The organism is Photobacterium angustum, from assembly GCF_002954615.1.
Taxonomy (GTDB): domain Bacteria; phylum Pseudomonadota; class Gammaproteobacteria; order Enterobacterales; family Vibrionaceae; genus Photobacterium; species Photobacterium angustum_A.
Genome location: NZ_MSCJ01000002.1, coordinates 1 through 22605, shown reverse-complemented (window position 1 = coordinate 22605; position 22605 = coordinate 1). Strand labels below are relative to the sequence as shown.

Here is a 22605-nt window from a genome sequence, read left to right as displayed (position 1 = left end):
ATAATTACACAAAAAACAACAATACAATAAAAGCACAAAAGATTATTACCATTTGGTAGTAATGGTAACGGGTGCAAGATAAAGGTAAGAAAAGAAGGGAAAGGAAAAGCGAAAGGTAAGTACCGTGGGCGCCATGTGAATGAATCTCTGCATCAAGATAGTAAAACTTGGGCGTAGTTATTCAGAGATACAGCAGAAGTTAGGGTGTGGCAGGGGGGGCGATAATGAGAGAGGGTAAATTACAGGTATAAAAAATGCCGGCCTTAGCCAGCATTTTTTTATTTATCCGTAAGGATAAATTAGATAGCTACAACGTTTGCAGCTTGAAGACCTTTTTGGCCTTGCTCTACTTCAAAAGACACTTTTTGGCCTTCAGCAAGAGTTTTGAAACCTTCAGAAGCGATAGCACGGAAGTGAACGAATACGTCAGCACCGCCGTTGTCTTGAGTAATGAAACCAAAACCTTTCTCTTCGTTAAACCATTTTACTAAACCAGTAGTTTTGTTAGACATGTGATGCCCCTTATAAATGTGATTAATTAACCGCTAAAATGCGATGTGCTAAGTGGTTAAATTATTAATGATACTGCCAAAACAAGGGAAACACTGAAGTACAAAACGAAAACGTTGATGTAGCTGAAGGTTTAACTGTGACTTGGTGCCGCATTTAATAACTCTCTAAACAACAGAGCGAGATGGATAATAACAGGTGTTTACTTTTTGTACAGTCTTTTTTGTCGATATAGTTAAAATAGATTATTGATAGTGCTGTGTGGACAAGAAAAAGAAGGGTTTTACATAATATTTATTAAAAAGCACTGAGCTTCTCTTTTTAGAATGCTTTGAAATAAAGGTATATGACAATGGTGTAAGTAAGTTCTCGCTTTCACTTTATTGCTTCTGCTTTGGCTTAACTACGTTTTAATGTAGAATCCGTTTTCTTCAGAATATCCCTCAAGCTACATCAGTTAAGCATTTAGCGATCGTATCTTTTAGATACTACGTAATGAGGGGAGTAAGATTCTGAATTTAAATGTAAAGCAATCCAAATAGGGTATTTATATGACAAATGTTGTAGACGAGACAATGAAAAATAACTTGTCAACTCAAAGTGTTACAGGCGATTTTCCAATGCAGCGTTTTTCTGTCGCACCGATGCTGGATTGGACTGATCGTCATTGTCGTTACTTTCACCGTTTAATGAGTAAAGAAGCATTGTTGTATACCGAAATGGTTACAACAGGCGCGATTATTCACGGTAAAGGTGATTTCTTAGCGTATAACGAAGAAGAGCATCCACTGGCGCTTCAACTGGGTGGTTCAAACCCAATTGATTTGGCGCGTTGTGCTAAGTTAGCGCAAGAGCGTGGCTACGATGAAATTAACCTAAACGTGGGTTGCCCATCTGATCGCGTACAAAACGGTATGTTTGGTGCTTGTCTAATGGGTGAAGCCGAGTTGGTAGCGCAGTGTGTCACTGCGATGCGCGATGTCGTTGATATTCCTGTGACGGTAAAAACCCGTATTGGTATTGATGATCAAGATTCTTACGAGTTTTTAAAAGATTTTATCCACGTGGTATCTGAGAAAGGCGGTTGTGATAACTTTACTATCCATGCTCGTAAAGCATGGCTAAGTGGTTTAAGTCCGAAAGAGAACCGTGAAATTCCGCCACTAGACTACCCGCGTGTTTACCAACTAAAGCAAGATTTTGCGCACTTAACCATGGCAATCAATGGTGGTATTAAAACGTTTGAAGAAATGGAAGAACACCTGAAACATATGGATGGTGTGATGGTCGGTCGCGAAGCGTACCAAAGCCCATACTTAATGGCGGAAGTGGATCAACGTTTATTTGGTAGTGAACGCCCTGTGATGAAGCGTCGTGAAGTGGTTGAAGCTATGTATCCATACATTGAAAAGCAACTCGCTAACGGTTCTTACTTGGGACATATTACACGCCATATGCTGGGTTTATTCCAAAGTATGCCGGGTGCACGTCAGTGGCGTCGACATATCAGTGAGAATGCTCATAAACCGGGTGCTGGTATTGAAGTCGTTCAGCAGGCGTTAGATAAAATTCCTGCGCATTTAGATGTTTAATTACTAAATTGTTGTTGGCGAGATTCACGATAAATAAGTGAATTTGGCTAATACAGAGAGAAAAGGCTAATCCGTATGGATTAGCCTTTTTTGTATCTAATTGAAAATTAAGTGATTAGTTTTTATATCACTTGGCGTGATTTGTGCAATTACATCTAATAACGATATTGAATAGGATCGCTTTCAACATGCTTTGTCGGTTTATGTTGTGAACTTGACAGAAAAGCTTATCGTTGAAAGGTAATACTTGGTTAAGGAGAGGGTTATGTTTGAGTTTCTATTTTTGCTGACGTTTGCATTCGTGTTAGTTTTTACGGGTGTGAGTATTATTGGCATGATGATAGCCGTTGCGGCTGGTTTTGCGATCATGGCTGTGGTTGGCATGTTGGGTTTAGTGATTAAGTTATTACCATGGATCGTGTTAATTGCTATTGCGATTTGGTTGGTGAGAGATAATAAAAAAGTACAAGAATATAAAGATCGTCTATCTCGAACACGTCGTTATTAATCCACTGAAGAATATATTTAAATGAAACATTATCGATAAAAATAATAGTAGGTTATTTCTGGCAAATTTAGTGAAAAAACACCATCAAAATAGATAAGAGCAGTGTTTTTTTAGGGTTTCTGGTATAGTTTTGCCGTTTAAAATTATTAATGATGAAGAGCGGAGACTCGACATGAAAAAAGTAATGCTTTCAGTAGCAGCGGCAGTGGCAATGACTGCTGCTATTCCAGCACAGGCAGATACCCTTTTAGGTGTTAAAGTAGGCGCAGATGCATGGTTTGCAAATGCGAAAGTTGATGGCCATAAAAGTGATGATACATCAGCATCTTACTACGCATCTTTTGAACACTTTATTCCTTTAGTTCCTAACTTTATGGTTCGTTACAACAATATCGATGCAGATAATGTTGCATTTGAACAAAGTGATTTTACAGCGTACTACGAAATTCTAGATAACGATTTAGTGTCTTTAGATCTTGGTTTAACAATGACTAAGTTCGGTGGCGTTAAAATTCAAAACGATGATAGCTTCAGCGATTGGCAGCCAACTATTTACGGTAATGCGGAAATCGGTATTCCAGCAACACCATTAACAGTATTTGCTCAAGCAAACGCGGGTAAATATGATGGTACTCGTTTATTTGACGGTCAAGCTGGTGTGAAATACACAATCGGTTTAGTGGCGGCAGATCTAAATATCCGTGGTGGTTATCGCATGATGGATTACGATTTCGATAAAGCGAAGAATGCTGGCGATGTTGATCTAAATGGTTGGTTCGCAGGTGTTGAAGTCGACTTCTAAGTCTTCTTAAGCTAACGAATTAATAAAAACCACGACAATGTCGTGGTTTTTTTATTGGCTGTTTGTAGGTTTTTGTACCATTTTTAAGTGTATACATTCCATCTTTTATGCTGAGCTAATAAAAGTGACAAAGGATAGGGAGTAAGGTTATGACACTGACTGAGCTACAACACCTTTATGTTAGCCAAGAATTGGTTGAGGCTGTGGTTGAGCCTTCAATTGGTGATGGTTATATTGTTGAATTTCGTCACCGTCGAGGCGGCTTAGTCCCTTTAACTGACGGGGCTGGCAGTGAACGTTGCTATAGTGATATTGATAGCGCAACTCAACAAGCTTTTGAAGTAGGATTTCATCAAGTTAGAATAGCTGATGAATACTAAAACCGATCATATTACCTGCCAATAAAGGCGAGATAATCCTTATTGTTTGACGGCAAAATAACGATTATTTCGCATTCACTTTTCTTCTTAACCTTTAAAAAGGTTATAAAACATTCTTATCTATTCTTTCTTGTTATTACATGAAATGGCTAATCTAACAGTACGCAATGAATAGGGATCGTCGTGTCATGTTAGTGAAGGAATTATCGGCTTTAGCCAGTCCACTTAATGATCAGCAAATAGATCAACTGAAGCAAGCAGCGGCAGAATCATCGCCACAACAGCTTGCGTGGATCAGTGGCTACTTTTGGGGATTAAGCCAAACCCAGTCTCAATCAGCTGCAGATCCTGCAGTCCAAAATAATGTACTGGCTGCCGCAAAACCAGCCGGTAAACTCACCATCATTTATGCCTCGCAAACCGGTAATGCCAAAGGTGTTGCTGAAGCGTTAAAAGAAGAAGCACAAGCGGCTGATATTGCTGTTCAGGTGTTTTCTGCTGGCGACTATAAAGGTAAAAACCTCGCTAAGGAAACCCACGTGATTATCGTGGCATCAACCCATGGCGAAGGTGAAGCACCTGATGATGCTATTGAATTACATGAATTTTTACAATCTAAGAAAGCCCCTAAACTGGCAGATCTTAACTATGCCGTGATTGGTTTAGGTGATTCAAGCTATGAGTTCTTCTGTCAAACCGCGAAAGACTTTGATAACTACTTAGCTAAACTTGGCGCGCAGCCAATGCTTGAACGTTTAGATTGTGACGTTGATTATGAAGCACCAGCTGCTGAATGGCGTGCACAAGCATTAGCTAAAACCAAAGAAACTTTATCAACGGGTGAAGCTGAAGTTGTTCAACTTCCTGTTGGTCAAAAGCCTGCGGCTGTTTCTGCATACAATAAACAGAACCCTTACACCGCGAGTTTATTGGTAAGTCAAAAAATCACTGGCCGTGATTCAGGTAAAGATGTTCGCCATATTGAAATCGATTTAGAAGATTCAGGCTTAACGTATCAAGCGGGTGATGCTCTCGGTGTGTGGTTTGAAAATGACCCACAGTTAGTGGATGCCATTTTAGCGAAGCTTAGCTTAGACGCGGACACCTCTGTTGATGTTGATGGTGCTGCATTAAGTCTACGTGATGCGTTGATTAGCAAATATGAAATTACTGCATCAAATCCACAGTTTGTGACCAAATACGCTGAGTTATCAGGTAGTAAAAAGCTTGAAAAGCTGGTGGCAGATCGTGAAAAGCTACGTGAGTATTCTGCGAAAACACAAATTATTGATGTCTTAGCTGAAAAGAAAACAGCATTAACTGCAGAGCAATTAATCGGTCTACTTCGTCGTTTAACACCACGTTTATATTCTATTGCTTCAAGCCAAGAAGAAGTGGGTGAAGAAGTTCACTTAACCGTTGGGGTGGTTGAATACGCGCAAGGTGAAGAACAACGTCAAGGTGGCGCATCAAGCTTCTTAGCTCAGCGTTTAGAAGAAGGCGCTGAAGTTAAAGTCTTTGTTGAAACTAACAATAACTTTAAGTTACCAGCTGATGATAATACCCCTGTGATCATGGTGGGGCCGGGTACTGGTATTGCACCATTCCGTGCCTTTGTTCAAGAGCGTGATAACCGTGAAGCACAAGGTAAGAACTGGTTATTCTTTGGTGACCGTACCTTCACAGAAGATTTCTTATACCAAGTTGAGTGGCAAAAATACTTAAAAGATGGGGTTGTTAATCAGATTGATGTGGCATTTAGCCGCGACCAAGCTGAGAAAGTTTACGTTCAGCACCGCATCTTAGAACAAGCTGCACAAGTATGGCAGTGGCTGCAAGACGGCGCGCATGTTTATGTGTGTGGTGATGCTAACCAAATGGCAAAAGATGTTCATCAAGCGCTGATCACAGTGATTGAGCAACAAGGGAATAAAACGCGCGAGCAGGCTGAGCAGTATCTTAACGATCTGCGTAAGGATAAGCGCTATCAAAGGGATGTGTACTAATGACAGATCAAAAATTATCAGATAACGAACGTCTAAAGCGCGAGAGTAATTTTCTTCGCGGAACTATTGAGCAGGATCTTGGCGATCGTATGACCGGTGGTTTTACTGCAGATAACTTCCAGTTGATCCGTTTCCACGGTATGTACCAGCAAGATGATCGTGATATCCGTGCTGAGCGCGCAAAGCAAAAACTCGAACCACTACATAACGTGATGCTACGTGCACGTATGCCTGGCGGTATTATTACCCCTAAACAGTGGCTGGAAATTGATAAGTTTGCCGATGAGCATACTTCTTATGGCAGTATTCGTTTAACCACTCGTCAGACGTTCCAGTTTCACGGTGTACTAAAACCTAATATCAAGTTGATGCACCAAACGCTAAATAGTATTGGTATTGATTCAATTGCTACAGCGGGTGATGTTAACCGAAACGTTCTATGTACGACCAACCCAGTAGAATCAGAGCTTCACCAAGAAGCATATGAGTGGGCGAAAAAGATCAGTGAGCACTTGCTACCTAAAACCCGTGCCTATGCGGAAATTTGGTTAGATGGTGAAAAGGTAGAAACGACTGATGAAGAGCCAATTTTAGGTAGCAATTACCTACCGCGTAAATTTAAAACCACGGTTGTGATACCACCTCAAAATGATGTGGATGTGCATGCCAATGATCTTAACTTTATCGCGATTGCAGATAACGGCAAGTTAGTAGGCTTCAACGTATTAGTGGGCGGCGGTTTAGCAATGACTCACGGCGATCACTCCACCTATCCTCGTCGTGCCGATGACTTTGGCTTTATTCCACTAGAGAAAACGTTAGATGTTGCAGCAGCAGTTGTAACGACACAGCGTGATTGGGGTAACCGTTCAAACCGTAAGAATGCAAAAACCAAGTACACGTTAGATCGTGTAGGTAGTGATGTATTTAAAGCGGAAGTTGAAAAACGCGCGGGTATTCAATTTGAAGACAGCCGACCTTATGAGTTTACCGATCGTGGTGATCGCATTGGTTGGGTTGAAGGTATCGACGGCAAGCATCACCTAGCACTATTTATTGAAAATGGACGTTTATTGGATTATCCGAATAAGCCATTAAAAACCGGTGTTGCTGAAATTGCTAAGGTACATGGCGGTGATTTCCGTATGACGGCTAACCAAAACTTAATTGTTGCGGGTGTGTTAGCAAAAGACAAAGACAAGATCGAAAAGATCGCGCGCGATCATGGTTTGATTGATGATGGTGTTAGCGAGCAGCGTAAAAATTCAATGGCTTGTGTTTCATTGCCAACCTGTCCATTAGCGATGGCGGAAGCAGAGCGTTTCTTACCTGAATTTGTTACCGATGTTGAAGGTATTTTAGAAAAGCACGGCTTAGACGATGATGAAAACATCATTCTTCGTGTCACGGGGTGTCCAAATGGCTGTGGTCGTGCGATGTTGGCGGAAATTGGCCTCGTAGGTAAAGCGCCGGGTCGTTATAACTTACATTTAGGCGGTAACCGTAACGGAACACGTGTACCTAAGATGTACCGTGAAAATATTACTGTTGCGCAGATCATGGATGAAATTGATAGCTTAGTGGGTCGTTGGTCTACAGAGCGTCAAGAGAGTGAAGACTTTGGTGATTTCACTATTCGCGCAGGCATTATTGATGAAGTAAAAGTATCAAAGAGAGATTTTTATGGCTAAATTTCAACTGGCTGAGTTACTTGAGCTGCCTAAAGTGAGTCAAATTATTCAGCTGGCTGAAATCAATGCCGAGCTGGAGGATATGACGGCAGAGCAGCGAGTAAGCTGGGCTATCGACAACCTTGAAGGTGGGTTTGCATTAGCATCAAGTTTTGGTATTCAATCTGCTGTGATGTTGCATTTAGTCACAACAGTAAAACCAGATATTCCTGTGGTGTTAACCGATACGGGGTATTTATTTCCTGAAACGTATCAGTTTATTGATAGCTTAACCAAACGATTAGATCTTAATCTTCATGTTTACAGCGCAAAACAAAGCGCCGCATGGCAAGAAGCACGTTATGGTCAACTGTGGTTACAAGGGGTTGATGGTATTAAGCAATATAATTTGCTTAATAAAGTTGAGCCAATGCGCCGAGCATTAGATGAACTACAAGTGAAAACATGGTTTTCTGGGCTCCGTCGAGAACAATCAAGCTCGCGTGCAACATTACCAGTATTAGCGATCCAAAATGGGCGCTTTAAGTTCCTGCCATTAATTGATTGGAGTAATGAGCAAATCGATCTGTATTTACAACAGCATGATTTGCCTTATCACCCATTAAAAGCGCAAGACTATCTTTCTGTCGGTGATGTCCATACAACAGTTAAGTGGCAACCGGGGATGAAAGAAGAAGAAACGCGATTCTTTGGTCTAAAACGTGAGTGTGGTTTACACGAAGACAGCGACACAGAAGCGGATGGTTCAGGAATTTAATCTATAGCAAATCAGAACTAGTATAATAGAAAAGGGCGAGATCGATGATCTCGCCCTTTTATTTTGTCGATGCTTTGAGCAGTAACAAATTATTTTGCGGCAACAGGTGCGGCTGGTGACCAAATGTTAGAAAGTGCGCCAAGAAGTTCATTACTTGCGCCTTGTTCACCTAAAAATTGCGTAACAACAGGTACGAATTGGTTAACCATTTCAGGTTTCATACCTAATAAAGAAAAGACTTTATCGATATTTTCTTTACTGCCTAATAGCTGGCCTAAACCGAGTGGTAATGAGTCAGTTAGCTTTTCTGCGCCAGGAATTAATTGAGTTAACTCTTTACCTTGTGGGCCTGTTAGCTCACTGGTTGCCATTGCCAGTAATGCACCTGCACCGCCTGCTGCTTGCTCTGGCTTTACACCAAGATCAGATACGAGTGCTTTGGTTAATGGGTTTTCTGCAATCTGTGTAGCAACTTGATCACTCTTTTCTCCCCCAAAAGCACTCGCGACATCAGATAGGCTGAATGCATGGCTCATTGCACTTGATGATAATAAAGCAACGGCGGTAAGTGTAGTTAAGATATGACGCTTTTCCATGGGGTTCTCCTTAATTTAACTATTATCTATCCTAGTGTAGATATTTATTTTTGTAATACATTTTATTGATAAAACACGATAGCTGATGATTTGACTAGCAAGATTTATTAGTTTGAGAGAATAGAGCGTATATTTTGACCATAAAAAAACGGCGCCGGAGCGCCGTTTTTAAGAAGAGAGCAATATCTTATAGGATATCTAGTAGCTCAACTTCAAATACTAGTGCTGCATATGGAGGAATTGCAGCACCTGCGCCGCGCTCACCGTATGCTAGGTTTTGTGGAATAGATAGTTTCCACTTAGAACCTACAGGCATCATTTGTAGTGCTTCAACCCAACCAGCGATAACGCCAGTTACAGGGAATTCAGCAGGTTGACCGCGAGAAACAGAGCTGTCAAAAACAGTGCCGTCTGTTAGCATACCGTGGTAATGAACACGTACTTGCTTGTCAGAAGTTGGGATTTCGCCGTTACCTTCAACTAGTACTTCGTATTGAAGACCAGAATCAGTTACTGTAACTTCTGCACGCTTTGCGTTTTCAGCTAGGAATGCTTCGCCTTCAGCAGCAGCTAGTTTAGCTTGCTCTTGACGTGCAGCGTCTGCTGCAGTGTGAAGTTCACGTAGTGCATTGTTGATTTCATCAACTTCGATTTCTGGCATTTCGCCAGCAAGAGAAGCTGCGATACCTTTCGCAATTGCTGCTACGTTTAGGCCTTCAAGACCGCTTTGTGCTAGTTGTTGGCCCATTTGTAGACCAATACCGTAACTTGCTTTAGTCTCAACTGTATCTAGTTTAACGTCAGACATTATCGTCATCTCTTAATGTAGAATGAATTAAAGCAAGCAGGATAACAGTTTCGCCCCTCATGGGTAAACTCATGGGTAAATATTTGTAATCATTATTCGCAAATTGCGTGACATATGAAGCTCTGGAGTGCTGTATATGGGACAGGCCAATCGCCGTTCGAGAACAAAACATGCGTCAAAACGATCATCAGTCAATTTTAGTTTGTCAGGGTTCTTTGACAAATGTCGTCAGATCAAAGCTGGAATTGGTCATACATGGACACATTTTCCACGTTTTCACCGCTGGGCACTGATGATCCTTGTACCTATTTTTGTTGCTGTATTAATGTTGCCGTCAACGAATCAATTAGAACAAGAACAAAGCGCTGATAGTGGTGTTCGTCGTAGTATCTCTCTTAACCTTGGCGGTTCTACGAGCACGACTCAATCTGTAGGACAAACTGGAACGACATCATCAAATACTGTTGTTAGTAAGCGTACAGATATTGTTTTAGATACGGCAGATATTCGTGAAGACAGTAAGATGAAAGCGGTTGGGGGAACGGAAGATACTGGTCCGGCACCTGAAAAGAAACCGATGATTCAGAAAATTTATCCGTTAGATGGCGGTAAGGCGTACACCGTTGATCTGTCAAAAGAAGCGGCGGTGGTAACCAAAGCGACTGATAAAGCGATTACAACGAATACAACTAATACAACAACGACAGCAAACACGACTAAGGTTGCACCAAGCGATACAGGGCAATGGGTTAGTTATAAAGTTCCGGCCGGTGAAACCTTAGCGAACGTGTTTAGAGATCGCTCGTTACCGTTATCGGATTTATACAAAATTGCCAATATTGAAGGTGCGGGTAAGCCGATCAGTAATGTACAGGCCGGTCAAACGCTAAAATATCGTGTAAACAGCAATGGCCAAATAGATGGTTTGAAGATTGAAGGTAATGGTATTTCAGCAGCTTATTACCGTAGCAGTAATGGTAGTTATTATCGTAAATAACCGTTGATGAAATAAATATGAAAAAGCCCACTTATAACCTAAGTGGGCTTTTTTGTTTTTTCTTTTTATGAGTTACCGCAGACGTTACTATTTCATCACTGTATGTCGATCTGAGTGGTGAATTTTTTGCGTTTAGGTCTTGGCATCATAGGTAGAACGATCAATAAAATACCGATAAGCGTTAAGGAATCTAAACTTTCGTTAAACCAAATCCAACCAAAGAGGGCGACAAAAATAAGCCCTGAATATTCTGCTAACCCAATTTTATGGGTTTCACTTTGGCGATATGCCAATACCACACATCCTTGATAGCCTAAGGTAAATAGCGCACTTGCAGCAATAAGCCCAAGGTTTTCAAGTGAGATTGGTTGCCAGAAGTACCATGCCAAAGGGGTCGCTACAGGTAGTGACAATAAACTGGTCCAAAAGAGCGTTGATGATACCGTTTGTGATTGTGGCAGTTTACGTACTAATACATTGTAGAGTGCCAATGTGGTTGCAGTACCCAGTGCGGCAATCGCAGCCCAGTGAAATTGGGTTGGGCGTAAAACAATTAAAATTCCGATAAACCCAATCGCTGTCGCAACAACTTTCCCTTTTGTGGGGTATTCACCTAATAGCACTATTGAAAGTGGGATCATCAATAAGGGGGCGGCATAAAATAAGGCATTGGCCGTCGCGAGGGGCAAATATGTCAGCGCCACTAACAACATTGAGCTCCCTGCTAATACTAAATACGCACGGATAGTATTGATCTTCCAACTACCGACTTCACGTTGCGGTTTGGGCTGGGACAACCAAAAAGGCAAAATAATAATTAAGCTTATTACTTGGCGAAGAAACATGTATTGCAAGGGATGGACTTCGCCATTGAGTAATTTAACTGCGACATCAGACAGAGAAGCGGATAAATTACCGAATATCAGTAATAGGATCCCCAATGACACAGCAGTTTGCTTCATTAGTTATCGCCTTGTGTTAGCACCATATCAACATGTGGAATGCCGTCTTCAAGATACATATCAGAGGTTTGTTTAAAACCGTATTGCGAGTAAAAGCCGATCAAGTGCTCTTGCGCTCCAATCTCGATGGTCGCATCGGGCCAAATACGAGCGGCGTTTTCGAGTCCTTGTTTGAGCAGTTGATGACCTATACCGCTTCCTCGTGTTTCTTGTGCCGTAACAACTCGACCAATACTGACATTATCATAGGTGAGCCCTGCACTGAGCAGGCGAAGGTAGGCGATCAGTTTGCCATCTTGATAGCCTAATAAATGGTAAACATCATCAGCACGATCGTTATCGTCAAGATCAGGGTAAACGCAGTCTTGCTCTACCACAAAAATATCAGCGCGTAGCTTTAGTGCATCGTAAAGCTGGTGGGTCGTCAGTTGTGCAAAAGAAAGGCATTGCCAAGTAATCATCACGTGGTCTCTTTTTCTGTGATAGTTAAAGTCACCCTCATAGTAACCAGCGTTTTTCACTGCCTCATTAACCATTGTTAATATCGTTTCATTATTGTGGTTCGTTTTGTCTTTTTTTTATTCGGCTGAGGCTGATCGGGGTTATCCCAAGGTATGACGCAATTTGATAATCCGTGAGTTTAACGTTGAGATCTACAAAGCTTTGAGTGAATAGCTGATATCTCTCTTCTGGGCTATACATCAACATGAAGCGCTCTTTGTTTTCTTTAAATACTAACTGACGTTCTAATAAGTGTTGATATAGCGCTAACCCTTGTGAGCGCCATGTTTCAATTAGCTCAATCGGTAGGGCAATGAGCTCGCTAGCGGACAAGGTTTCTAAGAGAAAAGGTGAAGGTGATTGAGTGATTAAAGCTTCAAAGCCAATCAAAGTATCTTGATCCCAATAGAACTCTTTACTGAATTGCTTCCCACTTTCAGTGAGATAGCAAGCATGGCAGAGTCCATTGAGTAAAAAGTAGAACTGCTCTGCTTGTTGCCCTTGATGAAGCAATATATGTCGAGTGGGTAATGCTAATACTTGTGCTTGGCTTAATGCTTCATCAATCGTAGTTTGCTCGGCGCCAAATTGTTGAAGAAATTCGGCGAGTTGAGAAAGTTGTGCGGAAGGCTTCATGACGACTCTCTTTTTAATCATAAAAAAATACCGCAGACCAGCTGCGGTATCTAGCTTACTTTATTGCGACGATTATTTCGCGTGTTGTAAATCCAATTGGTAAATCGCAAAGCCAGTTGGCGTTGTTTCAACTTGGGTCATTGGGTACTGACCTTTGTCTTTAATGAACTTCGCCGCTTTTTCACTATTGGCTGTTTCAAAGCGAATATCTAACTTCTTATCACTTTTCAGTGGCGTGAAGTGCCAGTTGTTATCCGCACTTGGTACAACTTGCCCTTTTTCTTTACTTACATGGCTAATGTAGTCAGAAAGAACGGTACGGTTTTCATCGGGTGCAGCAAAGGCAACAAACTTCTCACCAGTACCGGCAAATTTACCACTGTAAGCACGGTAGTTATTGGTTGCGATGATGAATTTCTGATCGTCTTTTACAGCTTTGCCGTTAAAGCTAAGATCTTTAATACGACTTGCCGTTGGGTTAATAACTTTACATTCACCGTCGTATTTCGCTGGTTGTGAAATATCGATGTTGTAAGTGACGCCATCAATAACATCAAAGTTATAAGTACGGAAACCATCCCAGTTGATCAAGCCTTGTGGCTTGTCGCTGTTAACATCAATTTGATTAAATTGGCCAGCAGAACATTCCAGCCACTCTTTCACTTCTTTACCTGTTACTTTCATTGCCACAAGGGTATTTGGGTACAAGTATAAGTCAGCCGCGTTACGGAAAGTCAGTTGACCTGATTCAACTTCAGTAAAGTTAGTTGCATCGTTACCACGACCGCCAGCTTTAAATGGTGCAGCGGCTGAAAGTACTGGAATACCATCGAGATCGGGATCACCTTGAATAAAGCGTTCAACATAATCTTTTTGTGCAAGGTTTACGATTTGTACGGTTGGATCGTCTTGTACCAGTGCTAAGTAGCTGTACATAACGTCACTTGCTTTACCAATTGGCTGATTAACGAAATCACGGGTAGCGTTGTGATCAACTTTAACCGCCGCTACTAATTTAGGATCAGCATCAACAATTGGTTTTTGCGTTGCTTTATCAAAAATAGGGCGAGCTTCAGTTTGAGCTGAGGTGACTTTCCAGCTGTTACCCTCTTTATCTAATACTAAATCCATGATGCCAACATGATCGCCCCAGCGTCCCGGCATTACTGCAGGAATACCATTAATAGTACCTTTTTCGATATCAGCACCTGGTAGGTTTGCAAACTCTTTGCTTGGGAAAACCGAGTGTGAGTGACCGAAAGCAATCGCGTCAATACCTTCAACTTGCGTTAAATAGTATACCGAGTTTTCAGCACCCACTTTATGTGGATCGGTTGAAACGCCTGAGTGTGGGATAGCGACAATAATATCAGCGCCTTCTGCTTTCATTTGTGGAATGAATTTCTCAGCAGTTTGCTTAATATCTTTGGCTTCTACCTTACCCTCTAGGTTCTTCTTATCCCACACCATGATTTGTGGCGGAACAAAACCGATATAACCAATCTTCACTTGTTGGTCATTACCGTTGTTATCTTTAAATGTGTATTCCTTGATCAGATAAGGAGAGAATAAGTTCTTACCTGTTTTTAAGTCGTAGACGTTTGCATTGATATAAGGGAAGTCAGCACCTTCAATGCTGGTATCAAGGAAATCTAAGCCATAGTTGAATTCGTGGTTACCAATATTACCAACATCGTAATCAAGTTGGTTCATGACTTTATAAACAGGGTGAACTTCACCATGCTTGATCCCTTTTGCTGCCATGTAGTCACCCATTGGGCTACCTTGCAGTAAATCACCGTTATCAACTAAGACACTATTGGTGACTTCGCCACGTGCCTTTTCTACTAATGTTGCAGTACGGACTAAGCCTGTTTTCTCGGTTGGCGCATCTTTGTAGTAATCGTAATCCATTACATTAGTATGGATATCCGTGGTTTCTAAAATACGTAGTTTGATGGTGTCTGCTGTTGCAGGACCTGCAAGCGTAAGTAAACCACCTAATATCGCGATTGATAAAGGCTTAGCTGATAACTTCATGAATATCTCCAAACGGGTAGGCAAAGAAAGCAGGCGTAAGGTATCAAATGTACTGAGAAAGGCTGTTATCTATGTCGCACTATTGTGCTCTTGGTCTCGTTTTTTTTGACCAATTGTTAGCGAGATCGAAAATTACGCTGTTATTTCTCGTATAAATAGAAGAGTGATTCGTCATAACCTAGACATAAAAGGCATAACATAAGCTTTTAGTTGCTGTGTTGTTCGCTATCGTTCGCTTTAATCATGAGATTTATCACTATAGAACGCATCATCTACAGTGTAAGTCGCTATATCTCGTAATTAAGTGTTGTCAGCATGTTGTAGCTAAACTTTTTGGAATAAAAAATGAAATTTTAGAATTTCAAGTAATATCAAGCCCCCTCTATAGTGCATCTAGGGATAAAAAAGAGGGCTAATGATGGATTACTTGCCAATTTTTGCAGATTTAAAACGTCGACCATGTCTGGTTGTCGGTGGTGGTGATAGCGCGTGGCGTAAAACCCGTATGCTATTAAAAGCAGGCGCAGATGTTCGTGTTATTGCACCACGTTTAAATGCTGACTTTACTGCTGCATTAGCTTCTCAACAGATCAAATTGGTCGGAGAACATTTTTCACCATCAGATCTTGATGGTATTTTCTTAGCCATTGCCGCGACAGAGCGTAAAGCGATTAATGCTCTGGTCTATCAATCGGCCAATCAACGCCAAGTATTAGTCAATGTCGTTGATGATACTCAGCGCTGCAGTTTTATTATTCCCTCTATTGTTGATCGTTCACCCATCATTGTCGCGATCTCGTCGTCAGGTAAGGCGCCGGTACTCGCCCGTTTATTACGTGAAAAGCTTGAAGCCTTATTACCACAACACTTAGGACGGATGGCAACGATTGCGGGTAACTTCCGTCAGCGTTTATCACAAACCGTCTCTTCTTTTTCTGCTCGTCGTTATTTCTGGGAGCAAGCCTTTAACGGACGTTTTGGTGACTTAGTGGCATCGGGGCGAGAGCAAGAGGCTGAGCAAGAGCTGGTGGCATTAACCCAACAAGCACCACCGCAAGGACAAGTTGCATTAATTGGCGCAGGTCCAGGTGATGCAGGGTTATTGACTCTTCGTGCATTACAACTGATGCAGCAAGCTGATGTCGTGCTGTATGACTACTTGGTGTCTGATGAAGTGATGGATTTAGTCCGCCGTGATGCCGAATTAGTATGCGTGGGTAAAAAAGCCGGTTTTCATAGTGTCCCTCAAGAAGAAACGAATCGATTAATTGTTCACTACGCCCAGCAAGGCAAGCGAGTGGTGCGATTAAAAGGTGGCGACCCATTTGTGTTTGGTCGTGGTGGTGAAGAGCTTGAAGTGTTATTTGATGCTGATATTCCATTCCAAGTAGTACCGGGTATTACAGCAGCAGCTGGTGCTACAGCCTATGCGGGCATTCCATTAACTCACCGTGATTACGCCCAAACCGCCATGTTTGTTACGGGGCATCTAAAGCCTGATGGCGATACTTTGGATTGGTCAACACTCGCACGTGGAAAACAAACCTTAGTGATTTACATGGGCTTGATGAAATCGACTCATATTCAGCAACAGTTGTTAGAGCACGGTCGTGGTGCTGATACCCCTATCGCCATTATTGAGCGCGGTACCCAGAAAACCCAAAAAGTTTTAAAAGGTCAGCTAAGCGAGCTGGCTGAATTAGCAAAACATGCTGCTTCTCCATCGCTGATAGTAGTAGGAGAGGTAGTTAATCTATCGACGAAATTAGATTGGTTCACAAAACAGGAACAGTCGCTACAGCAGCAAGATGCGGTAGTTAAGCTGGCATAGTATGGAGAGAGAGATGGACCCGAAACGTTTAACCCACCTCAAGCAGTTAGAAGCGGAAAGTATCCACATTATCCGTGAAGTAGCGGCTGAGTTTGATAATCCGGTAATGATGTACTCTATCGGTAAAGATTCATCGGTAATGTTACACCTAGCACGTAAAGCATTTTATCCGGGGAAGATCCCGTTCCCATTGCTGCACGTTGATACCGATTGGAAATTCCGCGAGATGATCGATTTCCGTGATCGCACCGCAGAAAAGTACGGCTTTGATTTATTGGTACATAAGAACCCTGAAGGTCTCGCAATGGGCGTTGGCCCATTCACGCACGGTTCGTCAAAGCACACCGATATTATGAAAACTCAGGGTCTAAAGCAGGCACTGGACAAGTATGGTTTTGATGCCGCTTTTGGTGGCGCACGTCGTGATGAAGAAAAATCACGTGCAAAAGAGCGTGTCTATTCATTCCGTGACAAGAACCACACCTGGGATCCGAAAAATCAGCGTCCTGAGTTATGGAAGACTTACAACGGTCAAATCAACAAGGGCGAGAGTATTCGTGTTTTCCCACTTTCAAACTGGACTGAGCTTGATATCTGGCAGTACATCTATTTAGAAGGTATCGAGATTGTTCCACTGTACCTATCTGAAGTACGCCCTGTGGTTGATCGTGACGGCATGTTGATCATGGTTGATGATGAGCGTATGGAGCTTCAACCGGGTGAGAAAATCGAACAAAAGAGTGTGCGCTTTAGAACCTTAGGTTGTTACCCACTAACGGGAGCGATTGAATCTACAGCCGATACACTACCGGGCATTATTGAAGAAATGCTGGTGGCAACATCGAGTGAACGTCAAGGTCGAGCGATTGACCATGATCAGTCAGGTTCAATGGAATTGAAAAAACGCCAAGGTTACTTCTAAGGAGAGAATAATGAATAGCGTGATTGAACAACAGGTCGCTGAGCTCGGTATCGAAGCTTATCTTGACCAACACCATAATAAATCTCTACTGCGATTTTTAACCTGTGGCTCAGTAGATGACGGTAAAAGTACTTTAATTGGTCGACTACTGCATGATTCTCACCAAATTTATGAAGATCAATTAGCGGCAATTCATACCGACAGTCAAAAAGTCGGTACAACAGGCGATAAGCCTGACCTAGCGTTATTGGTTGATGGATTGCAGGCTGAGCGTGAGCAAGGTATCACGATTGATGTTGCTTACCGTTATTTCTCAACCAAAGCGCGTAAGTTCATCATTGCTGATACCCCAGGACATGAGCAGTACACCCGTAACATGGCTACAGGAGCATCGACCTGTGATGTCGCGGTGATCTTGATTGATGCGCGTAAAGGCGTATTGGATCAAACTCGTCGTCACTCTTACATTGCAAGTCTATTGGGTATTCGTCACTTTATTGTTGCGATTAACAAAATGGACTTAGTGGGGTTTGACCAAGCGCGTTTTGAGTCAATCCGTGAAGAATATTTAGCGTTCTCGAAAAAACTGAACAGTGATATCAACATTAGCTTAGTGCCGTTATCAGCATTAGAAGGGGATAACGTTGTTGGCCTTAGCGATCAAACGCCTTGGTATGACGGTGATTCATTACTGACCTTGCTTGAAAAAGTGGATCTTACTCAAGGTCAGGCGTCGACAGAGCTACGTTTCCCTGTGCAATATGTGAATCGTCCAAACCTTGATTTTCGTGGTTTCGCTGGCACATTAGCCTCAGGTGAATTACGAGTGGGGCAAAAAGTACGTGCGTTACCATCGGGTAAAACCTCGACCGTTGATCGCATCGTAACATTTGATGGTGATTTAGAGGTTGCAACACCAGGCTTAGCAGTAACAGTAACCTTGGCCGATGAAATTGATATTAGCCGTGGTGATACGTTAGTTGCTGCTGATGAAACAGTGCCACTGAGTAATAATTTACTTGCTGATATTGTTTGGATGGGTGAATCAGCGTTAGAAACAGGTCGCCAGTACGATATTAAAGTAGCGGGTAAGAAAACGGTCGGTAGTGTTGATGCTATTCGTCACCAAGTTGATATTAATAACCTTGAAACGTTTGAAACTGATGTTTTACCGCTTAATGGTATTGGCTTATGTGAAGTGAGCTTAAATGAAGCGATTGCTGTTGATAGCTATCAAGCATGTAAAGATACTGGCGGCTTTATCATTATTGATCGCTTAACGAATGTGACGGTTGGTGCGGGTATGGTACGTGAAGCATTAGATGCTAAACAAAATACTGCGCAATACTCAGCATTTGAAGTTGAATTAAATGCCCTGATCCGCAAGCACTTCCCACACTGGGATGCTAAAGATCTTAGCAAGTTGCTAGGGTAATTCTATGGGATGGGAGCAAGCGATTGTCTTAGCTATGTTGGTGGTGATTATTCTCTGCTTACTGGCAACCAAAATAAAACCGCCTTACTTATTTGCAGGTGCGGCATTTATTGGTTATCAGTCGGGAATGATCGATTTACCAACATTGGCTGGCAATTTCACTAATTCGTCATTACTGACATTAGTGTTGTTGATCCTTGTTTCCATTGCGTTAGAAAAAACACGGTTGATTAGTTGGGTTGGGCGTCAAATATCACAGGGTGGTCAAACGGCTGTGGTTACAAAACTCGGCTTATCAACCGCATTATTATCATCTTTTACGAATAATACTGCGGTTGTCGTGTCATTAATCGGTGCGATTAAGCGTAACCAGCGCCACGCACCATCTAAATTATTATTACCGTTGTCGTATACCGCTATTTTAGGCGGAACGTTAACGTTAATAGGAACATCGACGAACTTAATCATAAATAGTTTCGTTGAAGATGCGGGTCTGCCTAGTTTAGGCTTTTTCGCACCAAGTATGATTGGCTTAGCGGTATTGGTTGTTGGTTTAGCTATTCTAATCCCACTTAGTCACCTATTACCCAGTTATGATGATCATGCCGATGATCAATTGCCTTATTTCCTTGAAGCGCGTGTAGAAGCTAAATCCCCGTTAGTAGGAAAAACCGTTGCCGAAAATGGTTTGCGTGCCCTACGCCGTTTATTTTTAGCTGAATTGATCCGCGACGGTCAAACCATTGCACCTGTATGTCCTGATACTAAGTTGCAGGCAGGCGATACCTTATTATTTTGTGGTGATGTCGAAAGTGTAACCACACTCCAAGAAATTCCAGGTTTAAACCTTTTTGGTCAGCATCACCTAAATGGCCAATCGATGATGGAAGTCATCATCAGCCACTCGGCAGGAATTCGTGGAAAAACCTTAAAAAGCACCCGTTTTAGAGAAAATTTTGATGCTGTAGTTGTGGCGATACGTCGTGGTCATGAACGTCTTGCTGGTGGACTCGGCAATATCGAACTGCATGCTGGTGATACATTAGTTATCGTACCGGGTAAAAAATTCCAACAAAAGAAAGCCACCTTAGATCGTGAATTTGTCTTGGTGAATGGTCTTGATTCAAGTGCTCGCTTAGATAACACCAAAAGTGCAGCTGTACTGATGGGATTTCTGACTGTTATTGGTCTCGCTTTATTGGATGTATTACCGATCATTAAAGGGTTAGCCATTTATCTTTTCGTTATGGTAGCAGTAGGCATTATCTCATTTGCAGAATTACGTCGACGTTTTCCTATCGATATCGTTGTGATTGTCGGCTCGGCTTTAACCTTGGCTAAATTGATGATCACAACAGGGTTATCTGAGCGAATGGGTGAAGCTCTGATTGAGGCATTTAATGGTTGGGGGATTTATGGGGCATTAATTGCGGTTTACTTACTGACACTCGTGTTAACAGAGTTAGTGACGAATAATGCTGCTGCGGCTTTGTCTTTTCCTATCGGTTATAGCCTAGCATTAGCTTATAACGTTGATCCTATGCCTTTTATTATGGCTGTACTGTTTGGCGCTAGTGCGAGCTTTATCTCACCCTATGGTTATCAAACTAACTTATTAGTCTATAGCGTAGGTAACTATAAGCTGAGAGATTATGTTCGGATTGGATTACCAATATCGATAGTGTATTCAATCGTTGTATTAACCCTGATCCCACTGTTATTCCCTTTTTAATAAATAGACAACGGAGTGTGTTATGACAATCACGCCACAAGCGCATGATGATAACGAGAATATTGTTTGGCATCGTCATACCGTAACCAAAGAATTACGTGCAACACAAAAGAATCAGAAAGCGAGTGTGTTGTGGTTTACAGGCCTAAGCGGTGCAGGAAAATCAACATTAGCTGGCGCATTAGAAAATAAGCTGGCTGAAATGGGGTACCACACCTATTTACTTGATGGTGACAATGTTCGACATGGTTTATGTCGTGATCTTGGTTTTTCAGCGGAAGATCGCCGTGAAAATATTCGACGTATTGGTGAAGTCGCGACATTAATGGCTGATGCCGGGTTAATCGTACTTAGTGCTTTTATTTCACCACATCGAGAAGAGCGTCAGTTAGTGAGAGATTTACTACCTGAAGGTGAGTTTATTGAAGTATTTGTTGATACTCCTCTTGCTGAGTGTGAAAAACGTGATCCGAAAGGCTTGTATAAAAAAGCGCGAGCAGGTGAAATCAAACAATTTACAGGTATTGATTCTGAATACCAACCGCCGTTATCGCCTGAGCTCCATTTAGCGGCAGGTAGTAATGCAATAGATAAGCTGGTGGCACAATGTGTTGAACATTTAAAGTCACAACAGATCATCAGCTAATAAATGAAGGAGAAAGGGATTGGCAATGTTACTCGACGAAATATATAGCATCGCGTTAGAAGCGGGTGCTGCCATTATGGCTCGTTACCATGGTCAAGTTCAGATCACGCAAAAATCAGATAGCAGTCCTGTCACAGATGCCGATCTTGCCGCTAATGAACTTATCGTTACCAAACTACAACAGCTAACACCAGAGATCCCTATTCTTTCAGAAGAGTCCGCACATACAGATTGGCAACAACGACAAAATTGGGACACATTTTGGTTAGTGGATCCATTAGATGGCACTAAAGAGTTTATTCGCAAAAATGGCGAGTTCACGGTTAACATTGCTTTAATAAAAGAAGGGCGTCCTGTTTTAGGTGTGGTGTATGCGCCTGCATTGGAAAAAGCATGGTTAGGTGATGGTGAAAAGGCGTGGTTAGAAACCAAAGCTGGTCGTGAGCCTATTCGTGTACGAGCAGCAACAGTACCAACGATTGTTGGTAGTCGCTCTCATCCTTCCCCTGAGTTAGATCACTACTTAGAACAAATCGGTGAGCACAAGATGACGGAAGTCGGTTCATCATTAAAGTTCTGTTTAGTCGCTGAAGGTCGAGCACAACGTTACCCGCGTTTGGGACCGACAATGATGTGGGATACAGCTGCTGGCCAGTGTGTTGCTGAGAGTGCTGGGGCAATAGTACTCGATTTAGAAGGGCAACCATTAAACTATCATCGCGAGCAATTACTGAATCCATCTTTTATTGTTTCAATAAAAGACTAATCTTATTAAATAACGATAAGGCATATGAGTTACCTCATATGCCTTTTTTTGTTTTTAAACCGAAGAAAACGTATCGTTTTGTACGAAAAGTGTTGTTTTTGAGGTTTATCGTTGTTTTTATTGTCATTCAGTTTGAATTCTCAAGTTTGTTATTGCTATCTCTAAGCTTATCCCTATAATGCTGCTCCATCGACAGGGAATACCGATGGTTAGTAAGTTATTTACAACCTGTGTATAACGTGTAGGTAAGCGGTATATAAAGAAAACTAATTTAAAAATTAGCTAAACAGTGTTTTTTAAGTTAGGTAAATCGTAGTCTTAATGCTGAAATCTTGTCTCAATCTTAAAAAGATAAGGAAGTATGCTTTAAGTTAAGTGTGGCAAGGGTTTTGAAAATTAATTTTAAAATAATTGTTGACTTAAATTGAGCGCGGTGTAATATACGCAGCCTCAGCCAACACGATGTGTTGCGCTAACGTTCTTTAAT

21 protein-coding genes are annotated in these 22605 nt (G+C 41.9%); 14 read left to right on the top strand and 7 right to left on the bottom strand.

Annotated features, from left to right (window positions below):
* Nucleotides 1-299: 299 nt before the first annotated feature.
* Nucleotides 300-512 (bottom strand): transcription antiterminator/RNA stability regulator CspE, encoded by a 213-nt coding sequence (cspE, locus tag BTO08_RS13690; RefSeq protein WP_006647715.1) that lies wholly within the window; start codon nucleotides 510-512, stop codon nucleotides 300-302.
* A gap of 573 nt (nucleotides 513-1085) precedes the next feature.
* Here cspE and dusA point away from each other — a divergent pair.
* The 7 genes from dusA (at nucleotide 1086) to BTO08_RS13655 (ending at nucleotide 8246) form a co-directional block, all read left to right on the top strand.
* A complete protein-coding gene (gene dusA, locus BTO08_RS13685) occupies nucleotides 1086-2102 on the top strand; it encodes a tRNA dihydrouridine(20/20a) synthase DusA (protein WP_086000659.1) in 1017 nt (338 codons plus the stop codon).
* A 265-nt stretch (nucleotides 2103-2367) separates the two neighbouring features.
* Complete coding sequence (pspG, locus tag BTO08_RS13680) at nucleotides 2368-2610, top strand: envelope stress response protein PspG (protein WP_045129268.1); 243 nt, start codon at nucleotides 2368-2370, stop codon at nucleotides 2608-2610.
* A 172-nt stretch (nucleotides 2611-2782) separates the two neighbouring features.
* Nucleotides 2783-3412 carry a TIGR04219 family outer membrane beta-barrel protein gene (locus BTO08_RS13675; RefSeq protein WP_105061360.1) on the top strand — a complete coding sequence of 210 codons (630 nt, stop codon included), beginning with the start codon at nucleotides 2783-2785 and terminating at the stop codon, nucleotides 3410-3412.
* A 149-nt stretch (nucleotides 3413-3561) separates the two neighbouring features.
* Nucleotides 3562-3792 (top strand): hypothetical protein, encoded by a 231-nt coding sequence (locus BTO08_RS13670; protein ID WP_005372743.1) that lies wholly within the window; start codon nucleotides 3562-3564, stop codon nucleotides 3790-3792.
* A gap of 188 nt (nucleotides 3793-3980) precedes the next feature.
* Nucleotides 3981-5798, top strand: coding sequence for an assimilatory sulfite reductase (NADPH) flavoprotein subunit (locus BTO08_RS13665; protein ID WP_105061359.1), 1818 nt, complete (start codon nucleotides 3981-3983; stop codon nucleotides 5796-5798).
* Nucleotides 5798-7489: an assimilatory sulfite reductase (NADPH) hemoprotein subunit gene (gene cysI, locus BTO08_RS13660; RefSeq protein WP_105061358.1), complete on the top strand. Its 1692-nt coding sequence runs from the start codon at nucleotides 5798-5800 to the stop codon at nucleotides 7487-7489. The genes BTO08_RS13665 and cysI overlap by 1 nt, the downstream gene beginning before the upstream one ends.
* The gene (locus tag BTO08_RS13655) at nucleotides 7482-8246 is read left to right on the top strand and encodes a phosphoadenylyl-sulfate reductase (RefSeq protein ID WP_105061357.1); all 765 of its coding nucleotides are present in this window, start codon (nucleotides 7482-7484) and stop codon (nucleotides 8244-8246) included. The genes cysI and BTO08_RS13655 overlap by 8 nt, the downstream gene beginning before the upstream one ends.
* Nucleotides 8247-8335: 89 nt before the next feature.
* Here BTO08_RS13655 and BTO08_RS13650 read toward each other — a convergent pair whose 3' ends face one another.
* Together BTO08_RS13650 and BTO08_RS13645 are read right to left on the bottom strand one after the other, a co-directional pair.
* Nucleotides 8336-8842, bottom strand: coding sequence for a DUF2780 domain-containing protein (locus BTO08_RS13650; protein WP_045082523.1), 507 nt, complete (start codon nucleotides 8840-8842; stop codon nucleotides 8336-8338).
* A gap of 187 nt (nucleotides 8843-9029) precedes the next feature.
* Complete coding sequence (locus BTO08_RS13645) at nucleotides 9030-9650, bottom strand: FKBP-type peptidyl-prolyl cis-trans isomerase (RefSeq protein WP_005372738.1); 621 nt, start codon at nucleotides 9648-9650, stop codon at nucleotides 9030-9032.
* A gap of 136 nt (nucleotides 9651-9786) precedes the next feature.
* Between BTO08_RS13645 and BTO08_RS13640 the strand changes: the two genes are divergently transcribed.
* Nucleotides 9787-10647: a LysM-like peptidoglycan-binding domain-containing protein gene (locus tag BTO08_RS13640; RefSeq protein WP_242446269.1), complete on the top strand. Its 861-nt coding sequence runs from the start codon at nucleotides 9787-9789 to the stop codon at nucleotides 10645-10647.
* 95 nt (nucleotides 10648-10742) lie between these two features.
* On the opposite strand, the gene BTO08_RS13635 is transcribed toward BTO08_RS13640, so the two are convergent.
* The 4 genes from BTO08_RS13635 to BTO08_RS13620 all read right to left on the bottom strand — a co-directional run bounded on the left by BTO08_RS13635 (nucleotide 10743) and on the right by BTO08_RS13620 (nucleotide 14786).
* A complete protein-coding gene (locus BTO08_RS13635) occupies nucleotides 10743-11609 on the bottom strand; it encodes a DMT family transporter (RefSeq protein WP_105061356.1) in 867 nt (288 codons plus the stop codon).
* Nucleotides 11609-12070, bottom strand: coding sequence for a GNAT family N-acetyltransferase (locus BTO08_RS13630; protein WP_105061486.1), 462 nt, complete (start codon nucleotides 12068-12070; stop codon nucleotides 11609-11611). Before BTO08_RS13630 ends, BTO08_RS13635 begins: the two co-directional genes overlap by 1 nt.
* A gap of 91 nt (nucleotides 12071-12161) precedes the next feature.
* Complete coding sequence (locus BTO08_RS13625) at nucleotides 12162-12746, bottom strand: Crp/Fnr family transcriptional regulator (protein WP_105061355.1); 585 nt, start codon at nucleotides 12744-12746, stop codon at nucleotides 12162-12164.
* 72 nt (nucleotides 12747-12818) lie between these two features.
* On the bottom strand, nucleotides 12819-14786 hold the full coding sequence (locus BTO08_RS13620; protein WP_105061354.1) for a bifunctional 2',3'-cyclic-nucleotide 2'-phosphodiesterase/3'-nucleotidase: 1968 nt from the start codon (nucleotides 14784-14786) through the stop codon (nucleotides 12819-12821).
* A gap of 418 nt (nucleotides 14787-15204) precedes the next feature.
* Here BTO08_RS13620 and cysG point away from each other — a divergent pair, with 418 nt between their 5' ends.
* From cysG to cysQ, 6 genes are read left to right on the top strand one after another with little or no spacing between them, the layout of a single operon-like run.
* Nucleotides 15205-16617, top strand: coding sequence for a siroheme synthase CysG (gene cysG / locus BTO08_RS13615; protein ID WP_105061485.1), 1413 nt, complete (start codon nucleotides 15205-15207; stop codon nucleotides 16615-16617).
* Nucleotides 16618-16630: 13 nt separating this feature from the next.
* Nucleotides 16631-17539 (top strand): sulfate adenylyltransferase subunit CysD, encoded by a 909-nt coding sequence (gene cysD, locus BTO08_RS13610; protein ID WP_005372727.1) that lies wholly within the window; start codon nucleotides 16631-16633, stop codon nucleotides 17537-17539.
* Nucleotides 17540-17549: 10 nt separating this feature from the next.
* Nucleotides 17550-18974: a sulfate adenylyltransferase subunit CysN gene (gene cysN, locus BTO08_RS13605; RefSeq protein ID WP_105061353.1), complete on the top strand. Its 1425-nt coding sequence runs from the start codon at nucleotides 17550-17552 to the stop codon at nucleotides 18972-18974.
* Between the two features lie 4 nt (nucleotides 18975-18978).
* Nucleotides 18979-20706 carry an SLC13 family permease gene (locus BTO08_RS13600; RefSeq protein ID WP_105061352.1) on the top strand — a complete coding sequence of 576 codons (1728 nt, stop codon included), beginning with the start codon at nucleotides 18979-18981 and terminating at the stop codon, nucleotides 20704-20706.
* Between the two features lie 22 nt (nucleotides 20707-20728).
* Nucleotides 20729-21352, top strand: coding sequence for an adenylyl-sulfate kinase (cysC, locus tag BTO08_RS13595; RefSeq protein WP_105061351.1), 624 nt, complete (start codon nucleotides 20729-20731; stop codon nucleotides 21350-21352).
* Between the two features lie 25 nt (nucleotides 21353-21377).
* Nucleotides 21378-22118 carry a 3'(2'),5'-bisphosphate nucleotidase CysQ gene (gene cysQ, locus BTO08_RS13590; RefSeq protein WP_198038476.1) on the top strand — a complete coding sequence of 247 codons (741 nt, stop codon included), beginning with the start codon at nucleotides 21378-21380 and terminating at the stop codon, nucleotides 22116-22118.
* Nucleotides 22119-22605 lie beyond the last annotated feature (487 nt).

Bases quoted from the DNA above. Each gene is read 5' to 3' on its own strand.
- cspE (WP_006647715.1), bottom strand. From the start codon at position 512: ATGTCTAACAAAACTACTGGTTTAGTAAAATGGTTTAACGAAGAGAAA.
- dusA (WP_086000659.1), top strand. From the start codon at position 1,086: ATGAAAAATAACTTGTCAACTCAAAGTGTTACAGGCGATTTTCCAATG.
- pspG (WP_045129268.1), top strand. From the start codon at position 2,368: ATGTTTGAGTTTCTATTTTTGCTGACGTTTGCATTCGTGTTAGTTTTT.
- BTO08_RS13675 (WP_105061360.1), top strand. From the start codon at position 2,783: ATGAAAAAAGTAATGCTTTCAGTAGCAGCGGCAGTGGCAATGACTGCT.
- BTO08_RS13670 (WP_005372743.1), top strand. From the start codon at position 3,562: ATGACACTGACTGAGCTACAACACCTTTATGTTAGCCAAGAATTGGTT.
- BTO08_RS13665 (WP_105061359.1), top strand. From the start codon at position 3,981: ATGTTAGTGAAGGAATTATCGGCTTTAGCCAGTCCACTTAATGATCAG.
- cysI (WP_105061358.1), top strand. From the start codon at position 5,798: ATGACAGATCAAAAATTATCAGATAACGAACGTCTAAAGCGCGAGAGT.
- BTO08_RS13655 (WP_105061357.1), top strand. From the start codon at position 7,482: ATGGCTAAATTTCAACTGGCTGAGTTACTTGAGCTGCCTAAAGTGAGT.
- BTO08_RS13650 (WP_045082523.1), bottom strand. From the start codon at position 8,842: ATGGAAAAGCGTCATATCTTAACTACACTTACCGCCGTTGCTTTATTA.
- BTO08_RS13645 (WP_005372738.1), bottom strand. From the start codon at position 9,650: ATGTCTGACGTTAAACTAGATACAGTTGAGACTAAAGCAAGTTACGGT.
- BTO08_RS13640 (WP_242446269.1), top strand. From the start codon at position 9,787: ATGGGACAGGCCAATCGCCGTTCGAGAACAAAACATGCGTCAAAACGA.
- BTO08_RS13635 (WP_105061356.1), bottom strand. From the start codon at position 11,609: ATGAAGCAAACTGCTGTGTCATTGGGGATCCTATTACTGATATTCGGT.
- BTO08_RS13630 (WP_105061486.1), bottom strand. From the start codon at position 12,070: ATGATTACTTGGCAATGCCTTTCTTTTGCACAACTGACGACCCACCAG.
- BTO08_RS13625 (WP_105061355.1), bottom strand. From the start codon at position 12,746: ATGAAGCCTTCCGCACAACTTTCTCAACTCGCCGAATTTCTTCAACAA.
- BTO08_RS13620 (WP_105061354.1), bottom strand. From the start codon at position 14,786: ATGAAGTTATCAGCTAAGCCTTTATCAATCGCGATATTAGGTGGTTTA.
- cysG (WP_105061485.1), top strand. From the start codon at position 15,205: ATGGATTACTTGCCAATTTTTGCAGATTTAAAACGTCGACCATGTCTG.
- cysD (WP_005372727.1), top strand. From the start codon at position 16,631: ATGGACCCGAAACGTTTAACCCACCTCAAGCAGTTAGAAGCGGAAAGT.
- cysN (WP_105061353.1), top strand. From the start codon at position 17,550: ATGAATAGCGTGATTGAACAACAGGTCGCTGAGCTCGGTATCGAAGCT.
- BTO08_RS13600 (WP_105061352.1), top strand. From the start codon at position 18,979: ATGGGATGGGAGCAAGCGATTGTCTTAGCTATGTTGGTGGTGATTATT.
- cysC (WP_105061351.1), top strand. From the start codon at position 20,729: ATGACAATCACGCCACAAGCGCATGATGATAACGAGAATATTGTTTGG.
- cysQ (WP_198038476.1), top strand. From the start codon at position 21,378: ATGTTACTCGACGAAATATATAGCATCGCGTTAGAAGCGGGTGCTGCC.